The 23661-nt window shown below is 72.5% G+C and carries 15 protein-coding genes, 1 tRNA gene and 1 pseudogene; 4 read left to right on the top strand and 13 right to left on the bottom strand.

All coding sequences use genetic code 11. The features are described from left to right. The first annotated feature begins 5 nt into the window (after window positions 1-5). Both ACFY15_RS07665 and ACFY15_RS07660 read left to right on the top strand, forming a co-directional pair. Window positions 6-2048: a peptidoglycan DD-metalloendopeptidase family protein gene (locus ACFY15_RS07665; protein WP_390825155.1), complete on the top strand. Its 2043-nt coding sequence runs from the start codon at window positions 6-8 to the stop codon at window positions 2046-2048. A gap of 86 nt (window positions 2049-2134) precedes the next feature. Beyond that, window positions 2135-3868 (top strand): type IV secretory system conjugative DNA transfer family protein, encoded by a 1734-nt coding sequence (locus ACFY15_RS07660; protein WP_390825154.1) that lies wholly within the window; start codon window positions 2135-2137, stop codon window positions 3866-3868. A 165-nt stretch (window positions 3869-4033) separates the two neighbouring features. On the opposite strand, the gene ACFY15_RS07655 is transcribed toward ACFY15_RS07660, so the two are convergent. Next, on the bottom strand, window positions 4034-4879 hold the full coding sequence (locus ACFY15_RS07655; RefSeq protein ID WP_390825153.1) for a hypothetical protein: 846 nt from the start codon (window positions 4877-4879) through the stop codon (window positions 4034-4036). 333 nt (window positions 4880-5212) lie between these two features. Then, a pseudogene (locus ACFY15_RS07650) lies at window positions 5213-5578 on the bottom strand (sigma factor); the annotation flags it as partial. 191 nt (window positions 5579-5769) lie between these two features. Between ACFY15_RS07650 and ACFY15_RS07645 the strand changes: the two are divergent. Together ACFY15_RS07645 and ACFY15_RS07640 are read left to right on the top strand one after the other, a co-directional pair. After that, complete coding sequence (locus tag ACFY15_RS07645) at window positions 5770-6393, top strand: hypothetical protein (protein WP_390825152.1); 624 nt, start codon at window positions 5770-5772, stop codon at window positions 6391-6393. Beyond that, window positions 6390-7400, top strand: coding sequence for a hypothetical protein (locus ACFY15_RS07640; RefSeq protein WP_390825151.1), 1011 nt, complete (start codon window positions 6390-6392; stop codon window positions 7398-7400). The genes ACFY15_RS07645 and ACFY15_RS07640 overlap by 4 nt, the downstream gene beginning before the upstream one ends. Window positions 7401-7593: 193 nt before the next feature. Here the strand turns inward: ACFY15_RS07640 and ACFY15_RS07635 are convergent. From ACFY15_RS07635 to bldG, 11 genes are all read right to left on the bottom strand, one after another. Beyond that, window positions 7594-7670 (bottom strand) — tRNA-Thr (locus tag ACFY15_RS07635). 107 nt (window positions 7671-7777) lie between these two features. Beyond that, the gene (locus ACFY15_RS07630; protein ID WP_390825150.1) at window positions 7778-9313 is read right to left on the bottom strand and encodes an alpha/beta hydrolase; all 1536 of its coding nucleotides are present in this window, start codon (window positions 9311-9313) and stop codon (window positions 7778-7780) included. Between the two features lie 144 nt (window positions 9314-9457). Then, on the bottom strand, window positions 9458-10669 hold the full coding sequence (locus ACFY15_RS07625; RefSeq protein ID WP_390688105.1) for a DNA polymerase III subunit delta': 1212 nt from the start codon (window positions 10667-10669) through the stop codon (window positions 9458-9460). Window positions 10670-10778: 109 nt separating this feature from the next. Further along, a complete protein-coding gene (gene tmk, locus ACFY15_RS07620) occupies window positions 10779-14015 on the bottom strand; it encodes a dTMP kinase (protein WP_390688106.1) in 3237 nt (1078 codons plus the stop codon). 149 nt (window positions 14016-14164) lie between these two features. Beyond that, complete coding sequence (gene topA, locus ACFY15_RS07615) at window positions 14165-17005, bottom strand: type I DNA topoisomerase (RefSeq protein WP_390688107.1); 2841 nt, start codon at window positions 17003-17005, stop codon at window positions 14165-14167. Between the two features lie 267 nt (window positions 17006-17272). Continuing rightward, window positions 17273-17470 (bottom strand): hypothetical protein, encoded by a 198-nt coding sequence (locus ACFY15_RS07610; RefSeq protein ID WP_390825149.1) that lies wholly within the window; start codon window positions 17468-17470, stop codon window positions 17273-17275. A gap of 137 nt (window positions 17471-17607) precedes the next feature. Further along, window positions 17608-19137 (bottom strand): methyltransferase, encoded by a 1530-nt coding sequence (locus ACFY15_RS07605; protein ID WP_390825148.1) that lies wholly within the window; start codon window positions 19135-19137, stop codon window positions 17608-17610. 175 nt (window positions 19138-19312) lie between these two features. Next, on the bottom strand, window positions 19313-19867 hold the full coding sequence (locus tag ACFY15_RS07600; RefSeq protein WP_390825147.1) for a small secreted protein: 555 nt from the start codon (window positions 19865-19867) through the stop codon (window positions 19313-19315). A gap of 170 nt (window positions 19868-20037) precedes the next feature. Continuing rightward, a complete protein-coding gene (locus tag ACFY15_RS07595; protein ID WP_390825146.1) occupies window positions 20038-22443 on the bottom strand; it encodes a sodium-translocating pyrophosphatase in 2406 nt (801 codons plus the stop codon). A gap of 257 nt (window positions 22444-22700) precedes the next feature. Further along, window positions 22701-23141: an ATP-binding protein gene (locus ACFY15_RS07590; RefSeq protein WP_390688111.1), complete on the bottom strand. Its 441-nt coding sequence runs from the start codon at window positions 23139-23141 to the stop codon at window positions 22701-22703. Between the two features lie 116 nt (window positions 23142-23257). Then, window positions 23258-23599, bottom strand: coding sequence for an anti-sigma factor antagonist BldG (gene bldG / locus ACFY15_RS07585; protein WP_049716377.1), 342 nt, complete (start codon window positions 23597-23599; stop codon window positions 23258-23260). Window positions 23600-23661: the final 62 nt, after the last annotated feature.

The raw sequence follows: 23661 nt of genomic DNA, 5'->3' as shown, positions 1-23661 counted from the left end.
CACCCGTGGTGGCTCCTGCCGTACTGGCGGCCGCGTCGAAGGCCGCCAAGGTGGCGAAGGCCGCCAAGGGCGCGGCTCAACTCGCCTCGGGACAGGGCGGCAAAGGCGGCGGCAAGAAGAAGGGCGGCAACCTCAAGTGGGTGCTGCTGATCGGCGGCATCGGCTCGATGCCGACGCTCGGCGTCGTCTTCATCGTCATCATCCTGATCAGCGCCCTCGTGGGCGGCCTCGGTGGCGGCGCCGCCCAGGCGGCCTGCGGCAACTACGGCAAGAACGCGGGCGCGGGCAACACCGGCGACAAGGCGGCCACGAACCCGATCATGCCCGCCGGCAAGATGTACATGCCGAGCGACACCGCCCGCGACGAGATACCCCCGAAGATGATCCTCGCCTCGATGCGGGCCGCCGCCCGCTACGAAGGCCTCGACTGGACGATCATCGCCGGGCAGATGTACCAGGAGACGAGGTACGGCCAGGACAAGTCCGCGGCCCCCGGCGGCGACAACGGCCTCGGCTACAAGGGCCTGCTGCAGTTCGGCGACTGGGCCTGGGGCCAATACGGCGAGGACGGCAACGGCGACGGCCAGAAGGACCGCTACGGCATCGACGACTTGGCCTTCGCGGCGGCCAACTACATGCACGCCCTGAAGGCGGAGAGCAACGCCTGGGACGCGCTGCTCGGCTACTCCGGCTCGACCAAGACCAACACCGTCTACCCCCGCGTGGTCCTCACCCAGGCCGCCCGCTACCGCGGCACCCTCACCGGTGACAAGGACCTGATCAACCGCTGGTACGCGCACCTGAAGACCACCGTCGAGAAGAATCCCTCCTTCCCGGTCCTGGGCCAGAGCTCGGACATCCCCGAGCCCGTCGGCAACGACGCCCAGCCGAGCGAGGCGCTGAGCATCCGCTCCAAGGGCCCCCACAGCTGGTCCACCCCGCCCCTCGGCGGAGGCGGAGGGGGCGGCACGACCACGGCCATGGCACCGATGGGCTTCTCCCGCCCGCTCGCGGCCCCGTTCCGCCCGGACGACCCGCCCGCGACGACCGGCGGCAAGGACTGGCAGTGGCCGCTCAAGCAGGGCACGTACACGATCGGCACCAAGTACCACCAGGAAGGCCCGCACTGGAGCCTCGGCTACCACACCGGCCTCGACCTGGTGGCCTCCACCGGAACCCCGATCTACGCCCCGGCCGACGGCAAGGTCGTGAAGGTCGGCAGCGGCGGCGCGTACGGCAACGAGACCCGCATCGAGCACGCCGGCGGCGTCATCACGCTCTACGCCCACCAGAGCAGCGTCGCCGTGAAGACGGGCGACACCGTCAAGCGCGGTGACCAGATCGGCCTGGTCGGCGCCACGGGCAACGTGACCGGCCCGCACCTCCACTGGGAGGTGCTGATGCCGGGCGTTGACGACCCGTTCCGCAGCGGCCAGGACAACGGCCCCGGCGAGATCGACCCCGAGGGCTGGATGTCCGGCAAGGTCACGGCCAGCCCCGACTACGGCGGCGTGCCCGGCGGCAACGGCAACGCCAAGGACGCCGACTACCGCGACTGCGCCAAGAACGGCAAGGGCACCGCCGTCCCGCCGGACGGCGCCGGCTCGACCGGGCCCCTGCCCGACGTCGACGACACGGTGGTCCGCGCGGCGCTCGGCTGGGCCCAGCGCGGCATCGGCAAGCCGTACGTCTGGGGGGCCGCCCGCCTCCAGGGCGACAACCCCACGTCCTTCGACTGCTCCAGCTTCACGCAGTGGATGTACTACCAAGCCAGCGGCGGCAAGATCAATATCGGGTCCACCACCTACGACCAGCAGCCCAACCTCTCCAAGTACAAGGTCGAGCTGAGCCAGTCCAAGCCGGGCGACGTGATCTTCTTCCACCCCAGTGCGGCGGGGTCGGAGCACGTTGGCATCGTCTGGGACCCGGCCAAGCACACGATCCTGCACGCCCCGAGGCCGGGCAAGAACGTCGAGTTCAGCAACTGGGAGTGGCAGGGGCAGATCACGGGCGTCTACCGGGTGCCCACGGCCGGGAACTTCCCCTAGACCAGCGGCGCACACGGCGCCCGAGACCACCGGAAGAACGAGATGCCGACGTCCACCCCGGGCCCGGCGGAAGGAACGCCCTGACCATGGCCCAAGAACCACAGAAGAAGCCACGCGCCGAGGACGACTGGACGATCGAGATCGTCCTCCTCGTCGTCGGCGTCCTGGCCCTCCTGTCCGCCGCCTGGCTCGCGGCCCGCCTCGGCTCGTCGTTCACCGACCAGCCGGAGCCCCCGGGCAACCCCTTCTCCTTCGCCATCGCCATGGCCAAGGGCGACTACTCCTGGCCCGGCGGCGCGGCCAGCGCCATCGCCGCCGCCGAGGCGCTGCTGCTCGCCGGACTGATCACCGCCGGGTACCGGATACGCCAGCGGCTGCGCAACAAGCCCGAGGTGGACCGCGCGGCCAAGCACATGGTGGACGGCGCGGACCTCGGCAAACTCACCATGAAGGGCGCGGCCGCCACCGCGGAGCGCCTCGGTGTGAAGGCCGGGGTTCCCGGCGTGTTCATCGGCCGGTCGGTGAAGGGCCGCCAGCCGCTGTTCGGCTCCTTCGAGGACATGCATGTCGACATCTGGGGCCCCCGTACCGGCAAGACGACCCGGCGCGCCATCCCGGCGATCCTCGACGGCCCGGGAGCGGTCCTCGTCACCTCCAACAAGCGGGACATCGTCGACGCCACCCGCGGACCGCGCCAGGCGCGCGGCCAGGTGTGGGTCTTCGACCCGCAGCAGGTCGCCCAGGAGGCGCCGGCCTGGTGGTGGAACCCGCTGTCCTACGTCACGGACGTGGCCAAGGCCCGCAAGCTCGCGGACCACTTCGCCTCGGGCTCCCGCGACCCCGACTCCTCCGGCGACGCGTACTTCGACCCGGCGGGCCAGGACCTCCTCGCCAACCTGCTGTTCGCGGCCGCGACCGGCAAGATGCCCATCACCCAGATCTACACCTGGCTGACCAACCCGAAGGACGACACCCCCGAGCGCATCCTGCGCGGCGCCGGGCACCACATGCCCGCCGACGCCCTCAACGGTGTGATCACGGCCCCGGACAAGCAGCGCGGCGGTATCTACGGCGTCGCCCTGCAGATGGCGTCCTGCCTGATCAACCCCGAGGTCAACAAGTGGGTGTCCCCGCTCGGACCGACCGACGGGCGGCCCGAGTTCGACCCGCACGAGTTCGTCCGCACCCGCTCGACCCTCTACTCGCTCTCCCGCGAGGGCAGCGACTCGGCGGGCCCGCTGGTGACGGCCCTGACGGTGGCCGTCGTCGAGGCGGCCGAGGAGTACGCCACCAGCCAGCGCGGCGGCCGCCTCTCGCTGCCGATGGTCGGCGTCCTGGACGAGGCGGCGAACGTCTGCCGCTGGCGCGCCCTGCCCGACCTCTACTCGCACTACGGCTCGCGCGGCATCATCCTGATGACGATCCTCCAGTCCTGGGCCCAGGGCGTCGAGGTGTGGGGCGACCGCGGCATGGAGAAGCTCTGGTCCGCCGCGAACGTCCGCGTCTACGGCGGCGGCGTCTCCGACACCCGCTTCCTCGGCGACCTCTCGGAGCTGGCGGGCGAGTACGAGCTCCGCGAGTACTCCGCGACGCAGGAGTCGGAGCGCGGCCGCTGGTCGGGCAACCGCACCGTGAACGAGACGGTCCGCCGCGAGCGCGTCCTCCAGGTCTCCGACCTGGGCTCGATGCCCCCGGGCCGCGCCCTGGTCCTGGCCTCGGGCACCAAGCCGGTCCTGGTGGAGACGATCCCCTGGTGGGAGGGGCAGCACGCCGGTGAGGTGAAGGCCTCCCTGTCGAAGTACGACCCGGGCGCCCGCTGAGCACCACACCGTAGCGGAAAACCCCAGGTCGCGAGCGGTACGGCCTGGGGTTTCCCCATGCCGCCAGCCCGCCGACCCGTTGACCGCCATCGGCACCGCCGAAAGAGGGTCCGACGACGAAAGTGCAGGCCACTCCCGTGACCTGCACTCCCTCGCCCCGCCCTGCTACTTGGCGTACTGCACCCACGTGCTGCTCGTCGCCATCTCCTTCAGCTGCGCCATCGTCAGCGCCGGCTCCTTCCGGGAGGCGTCGCTCTCCTGGTTCTTCGAGTTGAAGGCCGAGACGATCACGCGGGTGCCGTCCGTCCGCAGCGTGTCCACGGTCCACCAGACCACGTTCTTGCCGCCCTTCTCCCCGGGCTCCTGGCGGGTCACCACCTTCGTGCCGTCCGGCATCACCGCGGCGCCCGCGAACAGGCTGTCCACGGGACCGGCCTTCCCGACCGACTGGACCTCGACGCTGACCATCGACTTGCCCTTGCCGTCGTCGAGCACGGCGTAGGCGCTGTAGCCCTCGTCCCCCTTGGCGACGACCGGGATGCCGTACCCGGCCAGCAGGCCGTCCAGGACCGGCCCGACCGAGGCGCCCGGACGCGGGGCCGAGCGCGGCGACTCCGGGTGGGCCGCCGGCAGGTCCTCCAGCGCCGGGCGCCACAACGGCGAGAGCGCGAGGGCCTTCAGCTGGGCCGCGTCCAGCGGAGGATGGGGCCGCGAGACGGGCTCGCCCTTCTCCGCAGCCGCGTTCCACTCCTGTACGTCCACCTGGTAGCCCTGCGCAGTCACCAGCGTGGCCCGCCACGACTTCGTGGGGACGCGGCGGTCGGGGTACTCGTAGCCCTGGTAGACCATCACCTTCGTCCCGTCCGCCAGCGTCTCGGACGTGCAGCCGTCGTAGTCGAACGCGTTCTTGTCGGGGCAGGCCAGCATCTTGGCGGTGCTCGCACCGTTCGGGTCCACCCGGTTGAGGGCGACCCCGAGGGCCGCCTTTGCCCCTGCCGTCGTCGTACACACCGGAGGCCCCCGGGATCCCCCCGGGTCCGGCACCCGTTCCGTGCCCCTTGGCCTCGGTCAGCTGCCCGTCGGGCAGCAGCTGCCTGAGCCACGCGACCATCTGGCCGTCGGAGACGGCACCCGTGCCGTACCCCGGCACCCCCTTCGCTGTCGGGGCGCTCGACAGGGGCGGCGGGGCCACGACGTTCGACGCCCAACGCTGCCCGAGGCACCCAGCAGGCCGACCGTGTAGGCGCCGGCGCTACCGATCAGCGCCAGCCCCAGCACCGATCCGCCGATCACGGCGGCCCGGCGGCGGACCACCAGCCTCCGCCCGCGCCGCTCACCGCCGGCGACGAGGGCCTGCCGGTCAGGCGTGAAACCGTCCCCCGCCTGCCGCAGGGTCACCCGCAGCTCCGGGTCGGCGGCGCCGGCCTCGGGGGTGCCCGACTCGGGGAACTCCCCGACCGGACGCTCCCCCGCCGAGCGGCGCCGCTGGTGCGTCAGGAAGGACCGTACGAGCACCGTCTGCGCGTACGCGGCCGGATTGTCGATGCGGGAGATCCTGCCCCAGAGCAGGTACATCCGCCCCAGGGTCTCCTGCACCAGGTCCTCCGCGAGGTGCACGTCACCGCTCGCGAGCAGGCATGCCGACCGGTACAGAGGCCCCGACCGTCCCACTGCGAACTCCCGGAACCCGTCCTTGCGACCCTGCCGCATCCACTCCCCCTCGCGTCCGTCCCACTCCTTCGGCGCGATGGCGGTCCGGGAATGTTTCAGCCGAGTTCGTGGAAACAGGGCCCGCACAGGTCATGGGCCCGGTGGTCGTCTGCCTGCTGATACGGGGGATTGCTCTGCGCTGACGGCATGTCATGATGCCCACACCTACACCGGGCGAGGAGCTTGAGACGATGCTGACGGAGACATCGGGCCGCACGGCCCAGGACCTGGCCGCCGAGCTGGAGGGCCTGCGGGGGGTGGACTGGGCATCTGTTTGGGCCGGTCCGCCGCAGGGCGGCTCTCCGGAATGCCGCACGTGGTGCGAGCGCTACGGCTGGGAGCCGCAGACGGCCGACCGCAATCTGACGGTGCGCAGCGGGGCCGGCGGCAGGTGGACCTTCGAAGCGGGTGGCAACTGGCATCCCGTACGCCGCCTGACGCACTGGGCGTGGCACCTCAAGGCGGACGAGGCGTCCGAGAACCCCGCTCTCTTGACCCGCGCGGCCGACGAATGGCCCGACTTCGTCAAGGCGGCCGAAAGTGTGCTGGGGCCTGCGGTATGGACCGGCCCCTGGGATGCACCGGACTTCCCGGAGCCGATGGAACCGGCGTTCTGGGAGAGCCGTGAATACCGCCTCGAGACCCGCACCCCCTACCGGATGGCGTACTGGAAGCCGGTGGGGGACCACCCCGGGCAGGCCTTCATCGTGCTGGCGCAGTCGGTGTCGTTCACAGCGTGGGCCACTGAAACGCCGGGCGGTTCGCGGATCCAGCTGACCGTGAATGCCCCTGAAGGTTCACGGAGGAACCCGTGAACCCCGACGCTCCTCCGACCCCGGAGGAGATAGCCCGAGCCTTTACCCTCCAGCAGGAACATGCCTCCGCGGAACCACGTGACAGGCAGTCCGGGGCCGCGATAGCCCGCAGGCTGTACGGCGACTACCTGTCGACTCTCGATCCGAAGGCGGAAGGGCCCAAGCCGGGTCTTCTGGACTTCATCGAGAACCTTTCGGCGAAGGAGTCGGTCACCAACAAGAACCGCGGCCCCCACCGCGCTTTCTGGTCCTACGAGTCCAAGCTCGAGGGCGTGGACATACCCGTGCCCAATCGCTTTCTGGCCAAGGCATGTGGTCAGTCGCGCGGTCTGCAGGTGCTGGAGGACACCCCTGCCGGGCACCGGCTCAACGGCTACTTCCTCGGCAACGAATTCGTGGTGGATGCGCTCGCCCGGCACTTCGACTTCGATCCGGAGGAACTGGACGCCGCTCACGGTGCCGCCTGGGACACCCTTTCGGACCGGTACGCCCTCGCAACCGAGGGACTCGTGATCGGGTTCGCCGCCGACATCACCGCGGACTCGGTCCTCGGCAAGACCGAGATACCAGCGCTCCTCAAGAACGCCAAGGTCGGCAAGGAGGGCATCAAGTTCGCGACGCCGTTGCCTGAGCACGCGCACCTTCCGCCCGACATCAACGCGTTCATGGCCGATCCCCCCATCCGCTGCCAACTGCGAATGGGGGACGACGACCCCGGGAAGTCCCCCGAGGCATTCGCCATGAAACTGCACGCCATCGATGTCCCCGAGGACCGGAAGGAGGCCCATGCGGCGATCGTCGACCGGCTGTCGACGGCCAGCTCCTACGAGGAACTGAATCCGCCGACCGCCGAGGTGAAGCGGAGGGAGCGCATGAGTGCCTTCATGCCCGGTGTGAACCTGGGCCACGGCGTCATCCGCGCACCCCGCAGCGCCCTCACCGGCCACGGAGTGAGCGAGCCCGCACCCCCTCAGATCACGCCGAAGTCCTCCGGTATCGAGCACTGACCGCAGGGTCTGCCACGATGCGTCCGCGCGCTCCCATGCCGGCGTACCCGGCGGCGGACACCGGAGTCCTGGGCGCGCCCGCGTGGGGCCGGTTCCTGGAACGCCCCAAACTTCCCGGAGCCGCCCGCCCCGCCTCCTGGAGAGCGAAAAAGCAGAAGCCCCAGGTCACGGCGAGTGAGTCCTGGGGCTTCGCTGGAGCCGCCTTCGGGATTCGAACCCGAGACCTACGCATTACGAGTGCGTTGCTCTGGCCAACTGAGCTAAGGCGGCACCACTGGGAAGACGAGAAAATTCCCCCGGAGGGTGCCTCTCATCAGCAGCGTCGCCAAGTCTACAGGGTGGGAACCGGTGCCCCGAACCAGGGCCGGCCGCCGAGGTCAGCAGCGTTTGCCGGCGGGCGGGGCCTGGCCCTCCAGGAGGTAGCGGTTGATCGCGGTGTCGATGCAGTCGCTGCCCCGGCCGTACGCCGTGTGGCCGTCGCCGTCGTACGTGAGGAGGGTGCCCGAGTCGAGCTGCTCCGCCAGGGCCTGCGCCCACTTGTACGGGGTCGCCGGGTCGCGGGTCGTGCCGACCACCACGATCGGGGCCGCCCCCTTGGCCTCCAGGCGCTGGGCCGTGCCGGTGGCCTTGACCGGCCAGTACGTGCAGTTCAGCGAGGCCCACGCCAGTCCCGCGCCGAAGACCGGCGAGGCCTTCTCGAAGGAGGGCAGGGCGGTGTCCACCGCCTGCGGGCCGCTGAAGGCCGGGGGCTGGTCCAGGCAGTTCACGGCGGCGTTGGCGAACATGAGGTTCGCGTACTTCCCGTCCGCCTCGCGCTCGTAGTAGCTGTCGGCGAGGGACAGCAGGCCGGCGCCGTCGCCGTTCATCGCGTCCGTGAGGGCCTGGCGCAGCTGCGGCCAGGCGCTCTCGTCGTACAGCGCCGCGATCACGCCCGTCGTCGCGAGGGCCTCGCCCAGCGGGCGGGCCGGGTCGCCGGAGGGGACCGGCTGGGCGTCGAGCTTGCGGAAGAGCTCCTTCAGGCGCCGGCCCTGCGCCTCCGGCCCGCCCTGCCCCAGGGCGCAGTCGGCCTGCTGGGCGCAGTCCTTGGCGAAGGAGCGGAAGGCCGTGTCGAAGCCCGCCGTCTGGTCGCGGTTGAGGTCGAGCGCCGGCCGCGAGGGGTCCATCGCCCCGTCCAGGACCAGCCGGCCCACCCGGCCCGGGAAGAGGTCCGCGTACGTCGCGCCGAGGAAGGTGCCGTAGGAGGCGCCGACGTAGTTCAGCTTCTCGTCGCCCAGGACCGCCCGGAGGATGTCCATGTCGCGGGCGGCGTCCACGGTGGAGACGTGCGGCAGGATCCGCGCGGAGCGCTGCTCGCAGCCCGCCGCGAACTCCTTGAACGCCGCCACGAGCCGGGCCCGTTCCTCCTGGTCGTCCGGCGTCTGGTCCACCTGGGTGAACCGGTCCATCGCCGGGCCGCTCAGGCACTCCACGGGGCTGCTGCGGGCCACCCCGCGCGGGTCGAAGGAGACCATGTCGTAGCGGGCGCGGACGGGCGCCGGGTAGCCGATGCCGGCGTACGCCTGGAGGTAGCCGATGCCGGAGCCGCCGGGGCCGCCCGGGTTGACCACCAGGGAGCCGAGCTTCTTGCCCGGCCCGGTCGCCGTCCGGCGGGCCACCGCGATGTCCACGTCCTGGCCGGAGCCCGGGTTCGCGTAGTCCAGCGGCGCCTTCATCGTGGAGCACTGGAACCCCTGGACACCGCAGTCGCGCCAGGTCAGCTTCTGCTCGTAGTACGGACGCATTCCGGCGGGGACCGAGGACGGCTCGGCCGAGGCGGAGGCCACGTCCGGGCTGCCGGAGGTACAGCCGGAGAGCAGCAGCCCGGCGGCTGCGATCACGATCCCGGTGGTGCGCAGCAGTCGCCTGGTGTCCATGCGGCGAGCGTACGTCCTGCCGGGGCGCCTGTCCGTCGGCCGCCGCCCGGGCGGCCGACCGCAGACCGGGGACCGGCCCCGGGTGCGGTGACCGCACCGTCCGCCGGGCGCGGGGCCCGGGATTCGCTCGTACGGGTGAAACGGTCAGCCGGAGCGCAACGCCATCGTCATGGCCTCCACCGCCAGGAGCGGGGCCACGTTCCGGTCGAGGGCCCCGCGGCAGGCGATGATCGCCTCGATGCGCCGCAGCGTCCGCTCGGGGCCCGAGGCACGGGCGATCCGGTCGAGGTCGGGGCGTATGTCCTCGTTGGCGATGGCCAGGGCCGAGCCCAGCTGGAGGGCCAGGACGTCCCGGTAGAAGCCGGTCAGCTCGGTGAGGGCGAGGTCGAGGCTGTCGCGCTGGGTGCGGGTGCGACGGCGCTTCTGGCGGTCCTCGAGCTCCTTCATCACCCCGGCCGTACCGCGCGGCAGCCGGCCTCCGGCGCCGGCTCCGGCGCCGAGAGCCGCCCTGAGCTCCTCGGTCTCCTTCGCGTCGACCTCCTCGGCGACCTGCTTGGCGTCCTCCGCGGCGGCGTCGACGAGCTCCTGCGCGGCCTTGAGGCAGCCGCCCACGTCGTCCACCCGCAGGGGGAGCTTCAGGACGGCGGCGCGGCGGGAGCGGGCGGCCTCGTCGGTGGCGAGCCGGCGGGCCCGGTCGATGTGTCCCTGGGTCGCGCGGGCGGCGGCCGCGGCGGCGGCCGGCTCGACGCCGTCGCGGCGCACCAGCACCTCGGCCACCGCCGCCACGGACGGGGTGGTCAGGGCCAGGTGCCGGCAGCGGGAGCGGATGGTGGGCAGCACGTCCTCCAGGGAGGGCGCGCACAGCAGCCACACGGTGCGCGGGGCGGGTTCCTCCACGGCCTTGAGCAGGACGTTGCCCGCGCCCTCGGTGAGCCGGTCGGCATCCTCCAGGACGATGACCTGCCAGCGGCCGACGGCCGGCGAGAGCTGGGCCCGGCGGACCAGGTCGCGGGTCTCCTTCACGCCGATCGACAGGAGGTCGGTGCGGACGAACTCCACGTCGGCGTGGGTCCCGGCCATGGTGGTGTGGCAGCCGTCGCAGAACCCGCAGCCCGGTTCGCCGCCGAGAGCGCGGTCCGGGCTGACGCACTGCAGGGCCGCCGCGAAGGCGCGGGCGGCGGTGGCCCGCCCGGAGCCGGGCGGGCCGCTGAACAGCCAGGCGTGGGTCATCTTGGAGCCGGGGGGCAGCGGTTCGCCCGCGGCCGCGGCCGTGACCAGGGCGTCGGCGTCGCGGGCGGCGGCGGCCAGCTGCGCGCGCACGCGCTCCTGTCCCACCAGGTCGTCCCACACGGGCATCCCGCCCACCGCCTTTCACCGTCCGCGGATGCCGCGCACCCGTCTGCTCACATTGTGGCGCGCGCCGCCGACAATCCGTCCCCGGCGCCGGGAGCGCCCGCCCGCCGGGTCAGCGGCGCCAGCGCCGGCCGCCGCGGCCGCCGGCGTCGCCGCGGTCGTCGCCGCCGTCCGGGCGCGGGCCCAGCAACTCGTCCGCGAGGGTCGGCTGGTCGTCCTCCGCCGGGGCCGACCCGGCGCGGTCGGGCGTGGTACCGCGCGGCCGGCCGTCCTCGTCGAAGACGGGGAGCTCGCGGGTCACGTCGTTCGCCGAGTCCCGGAAGATCTCCGGCGGAACCCGGTCGGCCGGGGGCTCCTGCGTGTGCGGGGCGGTCGGCCGCTCCGCCGGGCGGGTCCGGCCGCCCGGGGCGGCGGGGGCCTGGCCGTCGGGCCGTACGGCGGGCAGGACCGCCGTCTCGTCCGCCGCGCGCGCCGCGGACGGGTCGATCTTGGGCACCGGCACCGTCTGGGTGACGTCGTCGGGCTGCACGAACCGGCGCACCACCGGCGTCTCGACGGTGACGGCCTCGTCCGCCGGCAGCGGCTCCTTGCTCATCACGACCTTGGACGCGGGAGCCTCGGGGGCCTTCGGCGCGGCGGCAGCGGCGGCCGAGGCCTCCGCGAGCCTGCGCGCCTCCTCGGCGCGCAGCAGGGCCTCCTCGGCCCGCCGCTGCTTCTCCAGCCGGCGCTCCTCCGCCTCGGCGCGCAGCCGGGCCTCCTCCGCCTCCTGGAGCCGGATCCGCTCCCGCTCGGCGGCCAGGGCCCGCTCCTCGGCCTCCGCGCGCAGCCGCTCGGCCTCGGCCCGTGCCCGGGCCTCCTCCTCGGCCCTGATCCGGGCTTCCTCGGCCTTGCGCCGGGCCTCCTCCGCCTTGCGGGCGGCCTCCGCCTCGGCAAGGCGGCGCGCTTCGGCGGCCTCCGCCTCGGCGAGACGACGCGCCTCGGCGATCTCCGCCTCGGCCTTGCGCCGGGCCTCCGCGGCCTCCTCCTCGGCCCTGATCCGGGCCTCCTCTGCCTCCCGGGCCAGGCGGGCTTCCTCCTCGGCCTTCAGCCGGGCCTCCTCCGCCTTGCGGGCGGCCTCCGCCTCGGCCTTGCGCCGGGCCTCCTCCTCCGCGAGGCGGCGGGCCTCCAGCTGCGCGGCGACCTCCGCCTCCGACAGCGGGAGCATCCGGTCCAGGCGGTGGCGCACGACGGTGGTCACGGAGCCGGGGTCCTGGCCGGCGTCGACCACCAGGTAGCGCCCGGGGTCGGCGGCGGCGAGCGTCAGGAAGCCGGCCCGCACCCGCTGGTGGAACTCGGTCGGCTCGGACTCCAGCCGGTCGGGCGCCTCGGTGAACCGCTCCCGGGCGGCCTCCGGGGACACGTCGAGCAGCACGGTCAGGTTCGGCACCAGGCCGTCCGTGGCCCAGCGCGAGATCCGGGCGATCTCGGTCGGGGACAGGTCGCGCCCGGCACCCTGGTAGGCCACCGAGGAGTCGATGTAGCGGTCGGAGATGACCACCGCCCCCCGCTCCAGGGCGGGCCGCACGACCGTGTCGACGTGCTCCGCGCGGTCGGCGGCGTACAGCAGCGCCTCGGCGCGGTTCGACAGCCCGGCCGAGGAGACGTCGAGGAGGATCGAGCGGAGCCGCTTGCCGACCGGGGTGGCGCCGGGCTCCCGGGTCACGACGACCTCGTGGCCCTTGCTCCGTATCCAGTCGGCCAGCGCCTCGACCTGGGTGGACTTGCCGGCGCCGTCGCCGCCCTCCAGGGCGATGAAGAACCCGGTCGCGGACGGGGTCTGTACGGGCTCCCCGCCGCGCAGCGCGTCGCGCAGGTCGCGGCGCAGCGGTACGCCTCCGCGGTCGTCGGCCTTGGTGAGGACCACGACGGCGGCGGGCAGCAGGAGCGCGCCGACCAGCATCAGGGTGTAGGCCGCGCCTCCGTGCGTGAGGACGATCCGGCCGGCGTCCAGCCGGTGCGGGCCGATCGCGGCGGCCAGCAGGGGGGCGGCCACCGCCCCGACGGCCACGGCCACCCGGACCACGGCCTGGAGGTGTTCGGTGACCCGGGCCCGGCGGAACTCCTCGGTCTCCTGGTCGAGCAGCGTGTGGCCGGTGTTGGCGGCGACGCCGGCGGCGGTGCCCGCGAGCAGCGCCAGGAACAGCACGGTCGCCGTGTCCCGGACCAGCCCGCTCAGCAGCAGCGCCAGCCCGGTGACCGCCGTGGCCAGGGCCAGCAGCCGGCGACGGGACAGCCCGGGCAGCACCTTGCCGGCCTGGGAGGCGCGGATCCCGACGCCGGTGCCGCCGACGAGGGCGAGCACCATCAGGGCGTACGAGGAAGGACCGCCGCCCAGGTCGAAGGCGTGCAGTACGGAGACGGAGGCCGCGGAGGCCACGGCTCCGGAGACGGCGGCGCAGGCCAGTACGAGGAGCGGGATCGCGCCGGTACGGCCCTTCTCGGTCCGGTCGCCCGCCCGGGGAGGCCGCAGCCCCTCCAGCGGGGAACGCGGCCGCGAGGTCTTCACCGCGGGCAGCGCCAGCGGCAGCAGCAGCGAGACGGACGCGGCGAACAGCCCGGCGGCGACGTACGACCCCAGCGCCGACTGGTTCACGGCGAACCAGTCCACGCCCAGGCCCAGCGCCCGGCCGACCAGGGTCGCGACGAGCAGGGCGGCGGCCGCGGCGGGCATCGCCGCGAAGGCCGTGCGCAGGCTGAGGCGGCGCAGGGCGTCGAGGTGGTCCGGGAGCGGGCGGACGGTCGCCCCCTCCGGCGGCGTCGCGGGCAGCAGCGCGGGCGCGGCGCTCTCCTTGGCCACGGTCCACACGCGCTCGGCGGCGCCGGAGACGAGGACGGTGGCCAGCAGGGCGGTCGTGGCGTGCGCCGGGATCCAGTCCAGCCAGAGCGGGGCGACGACGAACAGCACGATCCGCAGGCCGTCCGCGCCGACCATCGTCCAGCGGCGGTCCAGCTTCCCGCCGGGGGCGGTGAACCGGGCCAGCGGTCCGAGAAGGACCGCGCCGAACAGGACGGTGGCGAGGACGCGCACCGCGAAGACGGCGGCGACGGCGAGGGCCGCGCCCCGGTAGCCGGTGCCGAAGAGGCCGCCGGTGGTGGTCGTGACGGTCGCCTGGAGCGTCAGCAGGACGAGGACCAGCAGGGCGAGGGCGTCGCCGATGCCGCTCACCAGCTGGGCGCTCCACAGCCGGCGCAGCCCGGGCGTGCGCAGCAGGGCGCGCACCGCTCGCTCGCGGGAGTCCGCGGCTAGGGCTTCGTCGTAGGCGGGGTTCTCGGAGGCGGTCACGACCGGGGGCTGCTCGGCTCGCGTCATCCGCCCAGCCTATCCGCTGTGATGGGCCGTCGCCGTGGCCTGTGGACGCCGTCGCATGTGACCCCGGACCCACCTTCCGGAGGCGGCCGCGCGGAGCCGGTCCCGTCCTCCTCTCCGGCGGTGGCCGGGGAGGAGGACGGGCGGGGCGACTACTCGTCCGCCGGGGCCGCGGCGGCCGCCTTCTTCGCGGCGGCGGCCGTCGTCGTCTTCTTCGCCGCCGTCTTCTTGGCCGCCGAAGCCGTCGTCTTCTTCGCGGCCGTCTTCTTGGCCGCCGCCGTCGTCGCCTTCTTCGCCGGCGCCTTCTTCGCGGGGGCCTTCTTCGCGGGGGCCTTCTTCGCGGTCTTCTTCGCCGGGCCCTTGGCCCGCTTCTCCGCGAGCAGCTCGTAGCCCCGCTCCGGCGTGATCGTCTCGACGTCGTCGTCCCGCCGCAGCGTCGCGTTCGTCTCGCCGTCCGTCACGTACGGGCCGAAGCGGCCGTCCTTGACGACCACCGGCTTCTCGCTGACCGGGTCGGTGCCCAGCTCCTTCAGCGGCGGCTTGGCCGCGGCCCGGCCCCGCTGCTTCGGCTGGGCGTAGATCGCGAGGGCCTCGTCCAGCGTGATCGAGAAGAGCTGGTCCTCGGTCTCCAGGGACCGCGAGTCCGTGCCCTTCTTCAGGTACGGGCCGTAGCGGCCGTTCTGGGCCGTGATCTCCACGCCCTCCGCGTCCGCGCCGACCACGCGGGGAAGCGACATCAGCCTGAGGGCGTCCTCGAGGGTGACCGTGTCCAGGGACATGCTCTTGAAGAGCGAGGCCGTCCGCGGCTTGACCGCGTTCTTGCCGGTCTTCGGCGTGCTCTCGGGCAGCACCTCCGTCACGTACGGCCCGTAGCGGCCGGCCTTGGCGACGATCTCGTTGCCGCTGACGGGGTCCTTGCCGAGCTGGAAGTCCCCGCTCGGCGCGGCGAGCAGTTCCTGCGCATACGCGATCGTGAGCTCGTCCGGGGCGAGGTCGTCGGGGACGTCGGCCCGCTGGTGGCCCTCCGCGTCCTTCTCGCCCTTCTCCACGTACGGGCCGTAGCGGCCGACGCGCAGCACGATGCCGTCGCCGACGGGGAAGGAGGAGATCTCCCGGGCGTCGATCGCTCCGAGGTCCGTGACCAGCTCCTTCAGGCCGCCGAGGTGGTCGCCGTCGGCCGGGACGACCTCGGAGGCGTCCTCGGAGCCGAAGTAGAACCGCTTCAGCCACGGCACGGACTGGGCCTCGCCCCGCGCGATGCGGTCGAGGTCGTCCTCCATCTTGGCGGTGAAGTCGTAGTCGACGAGCCGGCCGAAGTGGGTCTCCAGCAGGTTCACGACGGCGAAGGACAGGAAGGAGGGGACGAGCGCCGTGCCCTTCTTGAAGACGTAGCCGCGGTCGAGGATCGTGCCGATGATCGACGCGTACGTCGACGGGCGGCCGATCTCCCGCTCCTCCAGCTCCTTGACCAGCGAGGCCTCGGTGTAGCGGGCCGGGGGCTTGGTCGCGTGGCCGTCGGCGGTGATCTCCTCGGCGGTCAGCGCGTCGCCCTCGGCGACCTGCGGCAGCCGGCGCTCGCGGTCGTCGAGCTCGGCGTTCGGGTCGTCGGCGCCCTCGACGTAGGCCTTCATGAAGCCGTGGAAGGTGATCGTCTTGCCGGAGGCGCTGAACTCGGCGTCGCGCCCGTCGGCCGCCCGGCCGCCGATCTTCACGGTGACCGAGTTGCCGGTGGCGTCCTTCATCTGGGAGGCGACGGTCCGCTTCCAGATCAGCTCGTACAGGCGGAACTGGTCGCCGGTCAGGCCCGTCTCGGCCGGGGTGCGGAAACGATCACCCGAAGGCCGGATCGCCTCGTGCGCCTCCTGCGCGTTCTTGACCTTGCCGGCGTAGACGCGCGGCTTCTCGGGCAGGTAGTCGGCCCCGTAGAGCTGGGTGACCTGCGCCCGCGCCGCCGCCACCGCGGTGTCGGAGAGCGTGGTGGAGTCCGTACGCATGTAGGTGATGAAGCCGTTCTCGTACAGCTTCTGCGCCACCTGCATCGTCGCCTTCGCGCCGAAGCCCAGCTTGCGCGAGGCCTCCTGCTGGAGGGTCGTCGTGCGGAAGGGGGCGTACGGGGAGCGGCGGTACGGCTTGGACTCGACCGAGCGGACGGAGAAGTCGGCGCCCTGGAGCGCGGCGGCGAGCGCTCGCGCGCCGGCCTCGTCGAGGTGCAGCACCTCGCCCTTGAGCTGCCCGTTCGGGCCGAAGTCGCGGCCCTGCGCGACGCGCTTGCCGTCGACCGTGTTCAGGCGGGCGACCAGCGACGACGGGTCGGACGCGTCGCCGGCGCGGCCGGTGCCGAAGGTGCCGGTCAGGTCCCAGTACTCGGCGGAGCGGAAGGCGATGCGCTCGCGCTCGCGCTCGACGACGAGGCGGGTGGCCACGGACTGGACGCGGCCGGCCGACAGCCGCGGCATGACCTTCTTCCACAGGACCGGCGAGACCTCGTAGCCGTAGAGGCGGTCGAGGATGCGGCGGGTCTCCTGGGCGTCGACCATGCGCTGGTTCAGCTCGCGCGGGTTGGCGACGGCATCCCGGATGGCGTCCTTGGTGATCTCGTGGAAGACCATCCGGTGGACGGGGACCTTGGGCTTGAGGACTTCCTGGAGGTGCCACGCGATGGCTTCGCCCTCGCGGTCCTCATCGGTGGCGAGGAAGAGCTCGTCGGACTCGGCCAGCAGGTCCTTGAGCTTCCTGACCTGGGCCTTCTTGTCCGCGTTGACGACGTAGATCGGCGCGAAGTCGTGCTCGACGTCCACGCCGAGGCGGCGCACCTCGCCGGTGTACTTGTCGGGGACCTCGGCGGCGCCGTTCGGCAGGTCGCGGATGTGCCCGACGCTCGCCTCGACGACGTATCCCGGGCCGAGGTAGCCCTTGATCGTCTTCGCCTTGGCAGGGGACTCGACGATGACGAGTCGGCGGCCGCCCTTTGCGGTCTCGCTAGTCGGGGACAACTTGGCTCTTCTCTCCGGTCGGCACTCGGTCGCGGTACGGCGACGCTGCGGAGTGTGACGGTACAACCCGCCCCCGTGTCAAACGGCACAAGCCCGCAACGGCCACTCGAACGGTAACCCGACAAGTGCCATTTCTGCCGCCCGGATGCCGCGCCGGACCCCTCCCGGTCACCGGGCCGGGTGGCCTGGGGGCCGTCTGGCCCCACCCCCGCACCCGCCGCGACGTCGGGTTTCACACCCCGGTGGAGATCATCGCCGGTCCGCGCCTCAGAACCGCTGGAGGCACCAGACTCCCAGGGCCAGCGACCCCGCGCCGGCGAGCAGGGCGAGCGGAACGGCCACCGCGGGGCGCACGCCTTCGGCCACCGGCGCACGACGGCCGACGCGCGCCCCCGTCCAGACCAGAAGAGCGGCCCCGAACAGCAGGAACACGCCCGCCGCGAAGACCGCCGGACCGCGTTCCATGCCGTTCCCCCTTCACCCCGGGCCGCCCGGGGGATCCCCCCGAATCCCCCGCTGCCCGGGAGCCTGCCACCCGTGGGGATACGGCGGGCGAACCCCGGGTTACATCACGGGTTCGCGGCTCGGCGGCCCCGGGACGGCTACCGGCCCTGCTCCTGGACGGGCTCCAGGAAGCCCTGCTCGACCAGCATCCGGATCGCCTCCGGGGTCCGGTCGCGCAGCAGGACCGGGTCCTCCTCGACCAGCTGCGCGATCGCGTCGAGGATCCGGCCCGCGCTGAGCGAGCCGTCGCAGACGCCGGCGAAGCCCGCGCCGACCGTGTCCACCTTGGTGGCCCGGCGCATCCCGCGGTTCTGCCGGAGCACCACGTGCTCGGGGTCCTCCGCGCCGGGCGCGCCGACCTGCTCCTGGACGACCTCCGCGGTCAGCCGGAAGTGCCCGGCCAGCAGGGCGGCGTCGTCGTGCTCGCGCAGGTAGTCCTGGCGGGCGAAGTGCGCCAGGACGGTCTCGCCGAGCGGCTGTTCCACCGTGTGCGGCCACTCCTCGACCACGATCGAGGGCTCGGCCGCGTCGGTGCGGCGCAGTGTGATCCAGCCGAAGCCGACGGCCTTGGTCCCCCGCGACTCGAACTCGTCGAGCCAGGCCTCGTAGCGCGCGGCGTACTCGGCCGGCTCGGTGCGGTGGTCGCCGGCGTCGCGCAGCCACAGCTCCGCGTACTGCGTCACGTCCTGTACGTCGCGCTGCACGATCCACGCGTCGCAGCCGCGCGGCACCCAGGAGCGGACCCGGTCGTGCCAGTCCTCGCCCTCGACGTGCTGCCAGTTGCCGAGGAACTGCGCGAACCCGCCCGGGTTGAGGTGTTCCCCCGCCTGCTGGACGAGGGTGCGGCACAGGTCGTCGCCGCCCATCCCGCCGTCCCGGTACGTGAGCCGGGCGCGGGGGGAGATGACGAAGGGCGGGTTGGACACGATCAGGTCGTACGTCGCGTCGCCGACGGGCTCGAACAGGGACCCGGCGAGCAGCTCGGCCTCCGGGGCCCCGGAGAGTGCCAGCGTCAACCGGGTGAATTCCAGGGCGCGCGGGTTGACGTCGGTGGCGGTGACGCGGGTGGCGTGCCGGGCGGCGTGCAGCGCCTGGATCCCCGATCCGGTGCCCAGGTCGAGGGCGGATCCGACGGGGACGCGGACGGTGATCCCGGCCAGGGTGGTGGAGGCGCCGCCGACGCCGAGGACGACGCCCTCCTCACGGCTGCCGATGCCGCCGGCCCCGCCGACGGCGCAGCCGAGGTCGGAGGCGATGAACCAGTCCTCGCCGTCGGGGCCGCCGTACGGGCGCACGTCGACGGTGGCGTGCACCGTGTCCTCGCCGTCGGCGACCTCCTCCCGCCGCAGCCAGCCGTCGGCGAGCGCCGCCTCCAGGGGCAGCGCCTGCGCGGCGTGCGCGTGGGGCACGGGGCACTGCAGGAGGAACAGCCGGACCAGCGTGGCGAGGGGGGCGTCGCCGTGGCTGCGGGTGGCGCGCAGGGCGGGGACCGTCTCGCTGCGGGCGAGCGCGGCGTAGGCGGGGGCGCCGAGCAGGTCGAGCAACCCGTCGGCGGTGAAACCGGCGGCGAGGAACGCCTTGCGGAGCTCGGCGGCGCGGTCGGGCTTGGGGAGGCTGGTGGTACTCACGCGTCCATTGTGGCCGCTGGTACCGGCGATCCGTGCGAAGCGCGGGGCGCGACGGGGCATCCGGGGGCTCCCCGGACGGTCCGGCCGGGGCCGCGCGGGGCGCGGCGGCCGGACCCGTCGGGGATCCCGGCCGCCGCGGACGGCGTGCGGCCGCCCGCGCGCCGCGCGGGGGCGGTCACTTGGGTGCCGAGACCTGGCAGCCCTTCTGGGTGTAGATCACCTTGAGGCCCGTCGAGTTGAGCTTCTCCTTGCTCGCGGTCTCGTTGGCCGCGACCTCCGTGAGGCCGCCCGCGACCTGCTGGAGGCCGTCCGCGAACTTGGCCTGGTCCTTGGGGTCCAGCGCGTCGATCTTCGTCTTGAGATCGGTGTAGCCCTTGGAGATCTCGCCGTAGCTCTTCACCACGGAGTCCTGGGCGGTCTTGCCGTCCGCGACCGGGGCCGTGCCGGCTGCCGTCAGGGAGCCCGCCATGCTCTTGTACGAGTCGGACAGCGTCTGGAAGGCTGCCGAGTCGGTCTTCTGGACCTCCTCGGGCTTGCTGCTCTGCGAGGCGACCCGCTTCAGCTCGTCATTGGTGGTCTTGATCTTGGTGAGCTCGGGCTCCCACTTGTCGCAGACCTTCTTGGCCCAGGCGTCAGCCTTCTTGTCGCCGTCGTCGTCACCGCCGCAGCCGGACAGCACGAGCATCAGTACTGCACCGCAGGACACCGCGGTCGCAAGCTTCTTGTTCACCGGATTGGTCCCTTCGAAGGCTCTCGGCCGGAAGATACACGCCCGCCATCGGAGCACGCAGAAAGGCGGACGGACGGCGCGTCAGTACGCGCCGCCCGTCCGCCGTTCGGGCGCATCCCCGGGCCGGTCGGCCCAAGGGGCCGCGGTCCGCCCTCAGGGGGTCAGCGGGGTCAGGAGACGGGCGCCGGGTCCGCCGGCTTGCCCACGCGCTCCGCGGTCGCGTCCGCGCCCTCCTCGTCGCCGACGGCGATGCCGCGCCGCTTGGACGCGTACACCGCGCCGACGATGATCAGGAGCGCGATCGCGGCGACGATCGCCCGTACGGCCGCGCTGGTGTCCTCGCCGTAGCTGAACTGCACGACGGCCGGGGCGATCAGCAGGGCCACCAGGTTCATGACCTTCAGGAGCGGGTTGATGGCCGGGCCGGCGGTGTCCTTGAACGGGTCGCCGACGGTGTCGCCGATGACGACCGCGGCGTGGGCCTCGCTGCCCTTGCCGCCGTGGTGGCCGTCCTCCACGAGCTTCTTCGCGTTGTCCCAGGCGCCGCCGGAGTTGGCGAGGAACACCGCCATCAGGGTGCCGCAGCCGATGGCGCCCGCGAGGAAGGAGCCGAGAGCGCCGACGCCGAGGGTGAAGCCGACGGCGATCGGGGTGAGCACCGCGAGCAGGCCGGGCGTGGCCAGTTCGCGCAGGGCGTCCTTGGTGCAGATGTCCACGACGCGCCCGTACTCGGGCTTCTCCGTGTAGTCCATGATCCCGGGGTGCTCGCGGAACTGGCGGCGCACCTCGTAGACGACGGCGCCCGCGGAGCGGGACACGGCGTTGATGGCCAGGCCCGAGAACAGGAACACGACGGCCGCGCCCAGGATCAGACCGACCAGGTTGTTGGGCTGGGCGATGGCGAGGCTGAGGTTCATCTCCCCGGCCTTGGCGCCGACCGTCCTGACCGCGTTCGTGATGGCGTCGTTGTACGAGCCGAAGAGCGCGGCGGCGGCCAGGACCGCCGTGGCGATCGCGATGCCCTTGGTGATGGCCTTGGTGGTGTTGCCGACGGCGTCGAGGTCGGTGAGGACCTGGGCGCCCGCGCCCTCGACGTCGCCGGACATCTCCGCGATGCCCTGGGCGTTGTCGGAGACGGGTCCGAAGGTGTCCATCGCGACGATGACGCCGACGGTGGTGAGCAGGCCGGTGCCGGCCAGGGCCACCGCGAAGAGCGCGAGCATGATCGACGTGCCGCCGAGCAGGAAGGCCCCGTAGACGCCGAGGCCGATGAGCAGCGCCGTGTAGACGGCGGACTCCAGGCCGACGGAGATGCCGGCGAGGACGACGGTGGCCGGGCCGGTCAGCGAGGTCTTGCCGATGTCGCGGACGGGGCGGCGGGTGGTCTCGGTGAAGTAGCCGGTGAGCTGCTGGATCAGGGCCGCGAGCACGATGCCGATGGCGACGGCGACCACGGCCAGGACGCGCGGGTCCCCGGAGTGGGCCAGGATCGCGGGGTCCTCGACCCCGGCGAGCTCCTTGTAGGTGGCCGGCAGGTAGGCGTAGACGGCGACGGCGACGAGCACCAGGGAGATCAGGGCGGAGATGAAGAAGCCCCGGTTGATCGCGGTCATCCCGCTGCGGTCGGCGCGGCGGGGGGCCACGGCGAAGATGCCGATCATGGCGGTGACGACGCCGATGGCCGGCACGATCAGCGGGAAGGCGAGGCCGAGGTCGCCGAAGGCGGCCTTGCCGAGGATGAGGGCGGCCACGAGGGTGACGGCGTACGACTCGAAGAGGTCGGCCGCCATCCCCGCACAGTCGCCGACGTTGTCGCCCACGTTGTCGGCGATGGTCGCGGCATTGCGCGGATCGTCCTCCGGAATGCCCTGCTCGACCTTGCCGACCAGGTCGGCGCCCACGTCGGCGGCCTTGGTGAAGATGCCGCCGCCGACGCGCATGAACATCGCGATGAGCGCGGCGCCGAGGCCGAATCCCTCCAGGACCTTGGGGGCGTCGGCGGCGTAGACGAGCACGACGCAGGAGGCGCCGAGCAGGCCGAGGCCGACGGTGAACATGCCGACCACGCCACCGGTGCGGAAGGCGATCTTCATGGCCTTGTGGGCCACTTCGGTCAGGTCCTTGGCGGGCTCGCCCTCGGCGGGGGTGGCCTCGCGGGCGGCCGCGGCGACGCGGACGTTGGCGCGGACCGCGAGGCGCATGCCGATGTAGCCGGTGGTGGCCGAGAAGAGGGCGCCGACGAGGAAGAAGGCGGAGCGCCCCGAGCGCTGCGTCCAGTCGTCGGCGGGGAGCAGGAAGAGCAGGAAGAAGACCACGACGGCGAAGATGCCGAGGGTGCGCAACTGGCGGCCCAGATAGGCGTTCGCGCCCTCCTGCACCGCCGCAGCGATCTTCTTCATGTTGCTGGTGCCCTCGTCGGCTGCGAGGACCTGGCGGACCAGGATCTGCGCGACGACGAGCGCGGCCAGTGCGATGCCCGCGATGACGAACACGATCAGCCGGTTGTCATCGGTGAGTACTGCGGCCGCCAGATCATCGGCGGGAACCGCTGCTTGGGGGGTGAAGAGCCCCGTCATTCGTCCTCCTTGACGTGATGAGCTCAAGATGTGGACGGATTGTAGGGAGCGCGACCCGATCAAAACAGTGGGCGTGAAACGGAATTGGCGTGCTCCTGCTCCTCAGCAATAGATCGCATCACTCCTTTACCCTCGAAAGAAGTAATGGGACAAAGCCATTGACGGTCGATCAGCGATCTAGAGGATTTCCCGGGAAATGAAAAAGGCCCTGCTCAGCAGGGCCTTGATAAAGATCGGAAGATAGGACGGGCGGGGCCTTACGGAAGATCGGCGACGCCGGAGACGGGCCACCGCATGCGGATCGTTCCGCCCGATTCCCCACTGGTCACCGAGACGTCGTCGACGAGCCCGCTGATCACCGCGAGCCCCATCTCGTCCTCGCCGTCGGCCTCCCGGTCCAGGGCCGCGTCCATGCCCGGCACCGGCTCGGACGAGCCGCCGCCCGGCCCGGGCACCTGGTCGCCGACCTCGATGGAGAACAGCTTCTCCTCCTCGATCAGCACCACCCGGACGGGCGCGGTCAGCCCGTTGCTGCGGTGCAGTCCGACGGCACGGGAACAGGCCTCACCCACGGCGAGGCGGACCTCGTCGAGGACGGCTTCCTCCACCCCGGCCCGGCGCGCCACGGCGGCCGCGACCAGGCGGGCCGTACGGACGTGTTCGGGCTGGGCGCTGAAACGCAGTTCAACGGTGGCCATGTTCGTCCCCCTCGGACTACAGGCGTGCCTTGACAGGGGCCCGGACCACCCGTGGTCCGGTACCCCCTGCTCCTCGTCGGCTCCCGCGCCGCCGGGGCGGCGCTCGCCGGGAGCCGTCAGTCGGTGGCGCTGACGGCGTCGTCCACAGAGGTGTGGATCGGGAACACCTTCGTCAGACCGGTGATCCGGAAGATCTTCAGGATGCGCTCCTGGTTGCAGACCAGACGCAGCGAGCCCTCGTGCGCGCGGACGCGCTTGAGGCCTCCCACGAGCACACCGAGGCCGGTGGAGTCGAGGAAGTCCACTCGCTCCATGTCGACAACCAGGTGGTAGCTGCCGTCGTTCACCAACTCCACCAACTGCTCGCGCAGCTTGGGCGCGGTATACACATCAATCTCGCCACCGACCTCTACGACCGTGCGGTCGCCGACAGTGCGAGTCGACAGGGACAGGTCCACGGATCCTCCAGCACCTTGCTATCGAGCGGCGCCCCCCAGGGGCCTCCCACCCGAAGGTAGGG

This window comes from Streptomyces sp. NPDC001373, assembly GCF_042895815.1.
GTDB lineage: Bacteria > Actinomycetota > Actinomycetes > Streptomycetales > Streptomycetaceae > Streptomyces.
Note: the sequence above shows the minus strand (reverse complement) of the source record. Positions and strands in the feature narration are given on the sequence as shown.

Coding starts and splice junctions, on each gene's coding strand:
- ACFY15_RS07630 (WP_390825150.1), bottom strand. CDS start 9,313: ATGGACACCAGGCGACTGCTGCGCACCACCGGGATCGTGATCGCAGCC.
- tmk (WP_390688106.1), bottom strand. CDS start 14,015: ATGACGCGAGCCGAGCAGCCCCCGGTCGTGACCGCCTCCGAGAACCCC.
- ACFY15_RS07660 (WP_390825154.1), top strand. CDS start 2,135: ATGGCCCAAGAACCACAGAAGAAGCCACGCGCCGAGGACGACTGGACG.
- ACFY15_RS07645 (WP_390825152.1), top strand. CDS start 5,770: ATGCTGACGGAGACATCGGGCCGCACGGCCCAGGACCTGGCCGCCGAG.
- ACFY15_RS07595 (WP_390825146.1), bottom strand. CDS start 22,443: ATGACGGGGCTCTTCACCCCCCAAGCAGCGGTTCCCGCCGATGATCTG.
- ACFY15_RS07610 (WP_390825149.1), bottom strand. CDS start 17,470: ATGGAACGCGGTCCGGCGGTCTTCGCGGCGGGCGTGTTCCTGCTGTTC.
- ACFY15_RS07590 (WP_390688111.1), bottom strand. CDS start 23,141: ATGGCCACCGTTGAACTGCGTTTCAGCGCCCAGCCCGAACACGTCCGT.
- ACFY15_RS07625 (WP_390688105.1), bottom strand. CDS start 10,669: ATGCCCGTGTGGGACGACCTGGTGGGACAGGAGCGCGTGCGCGCGCAG.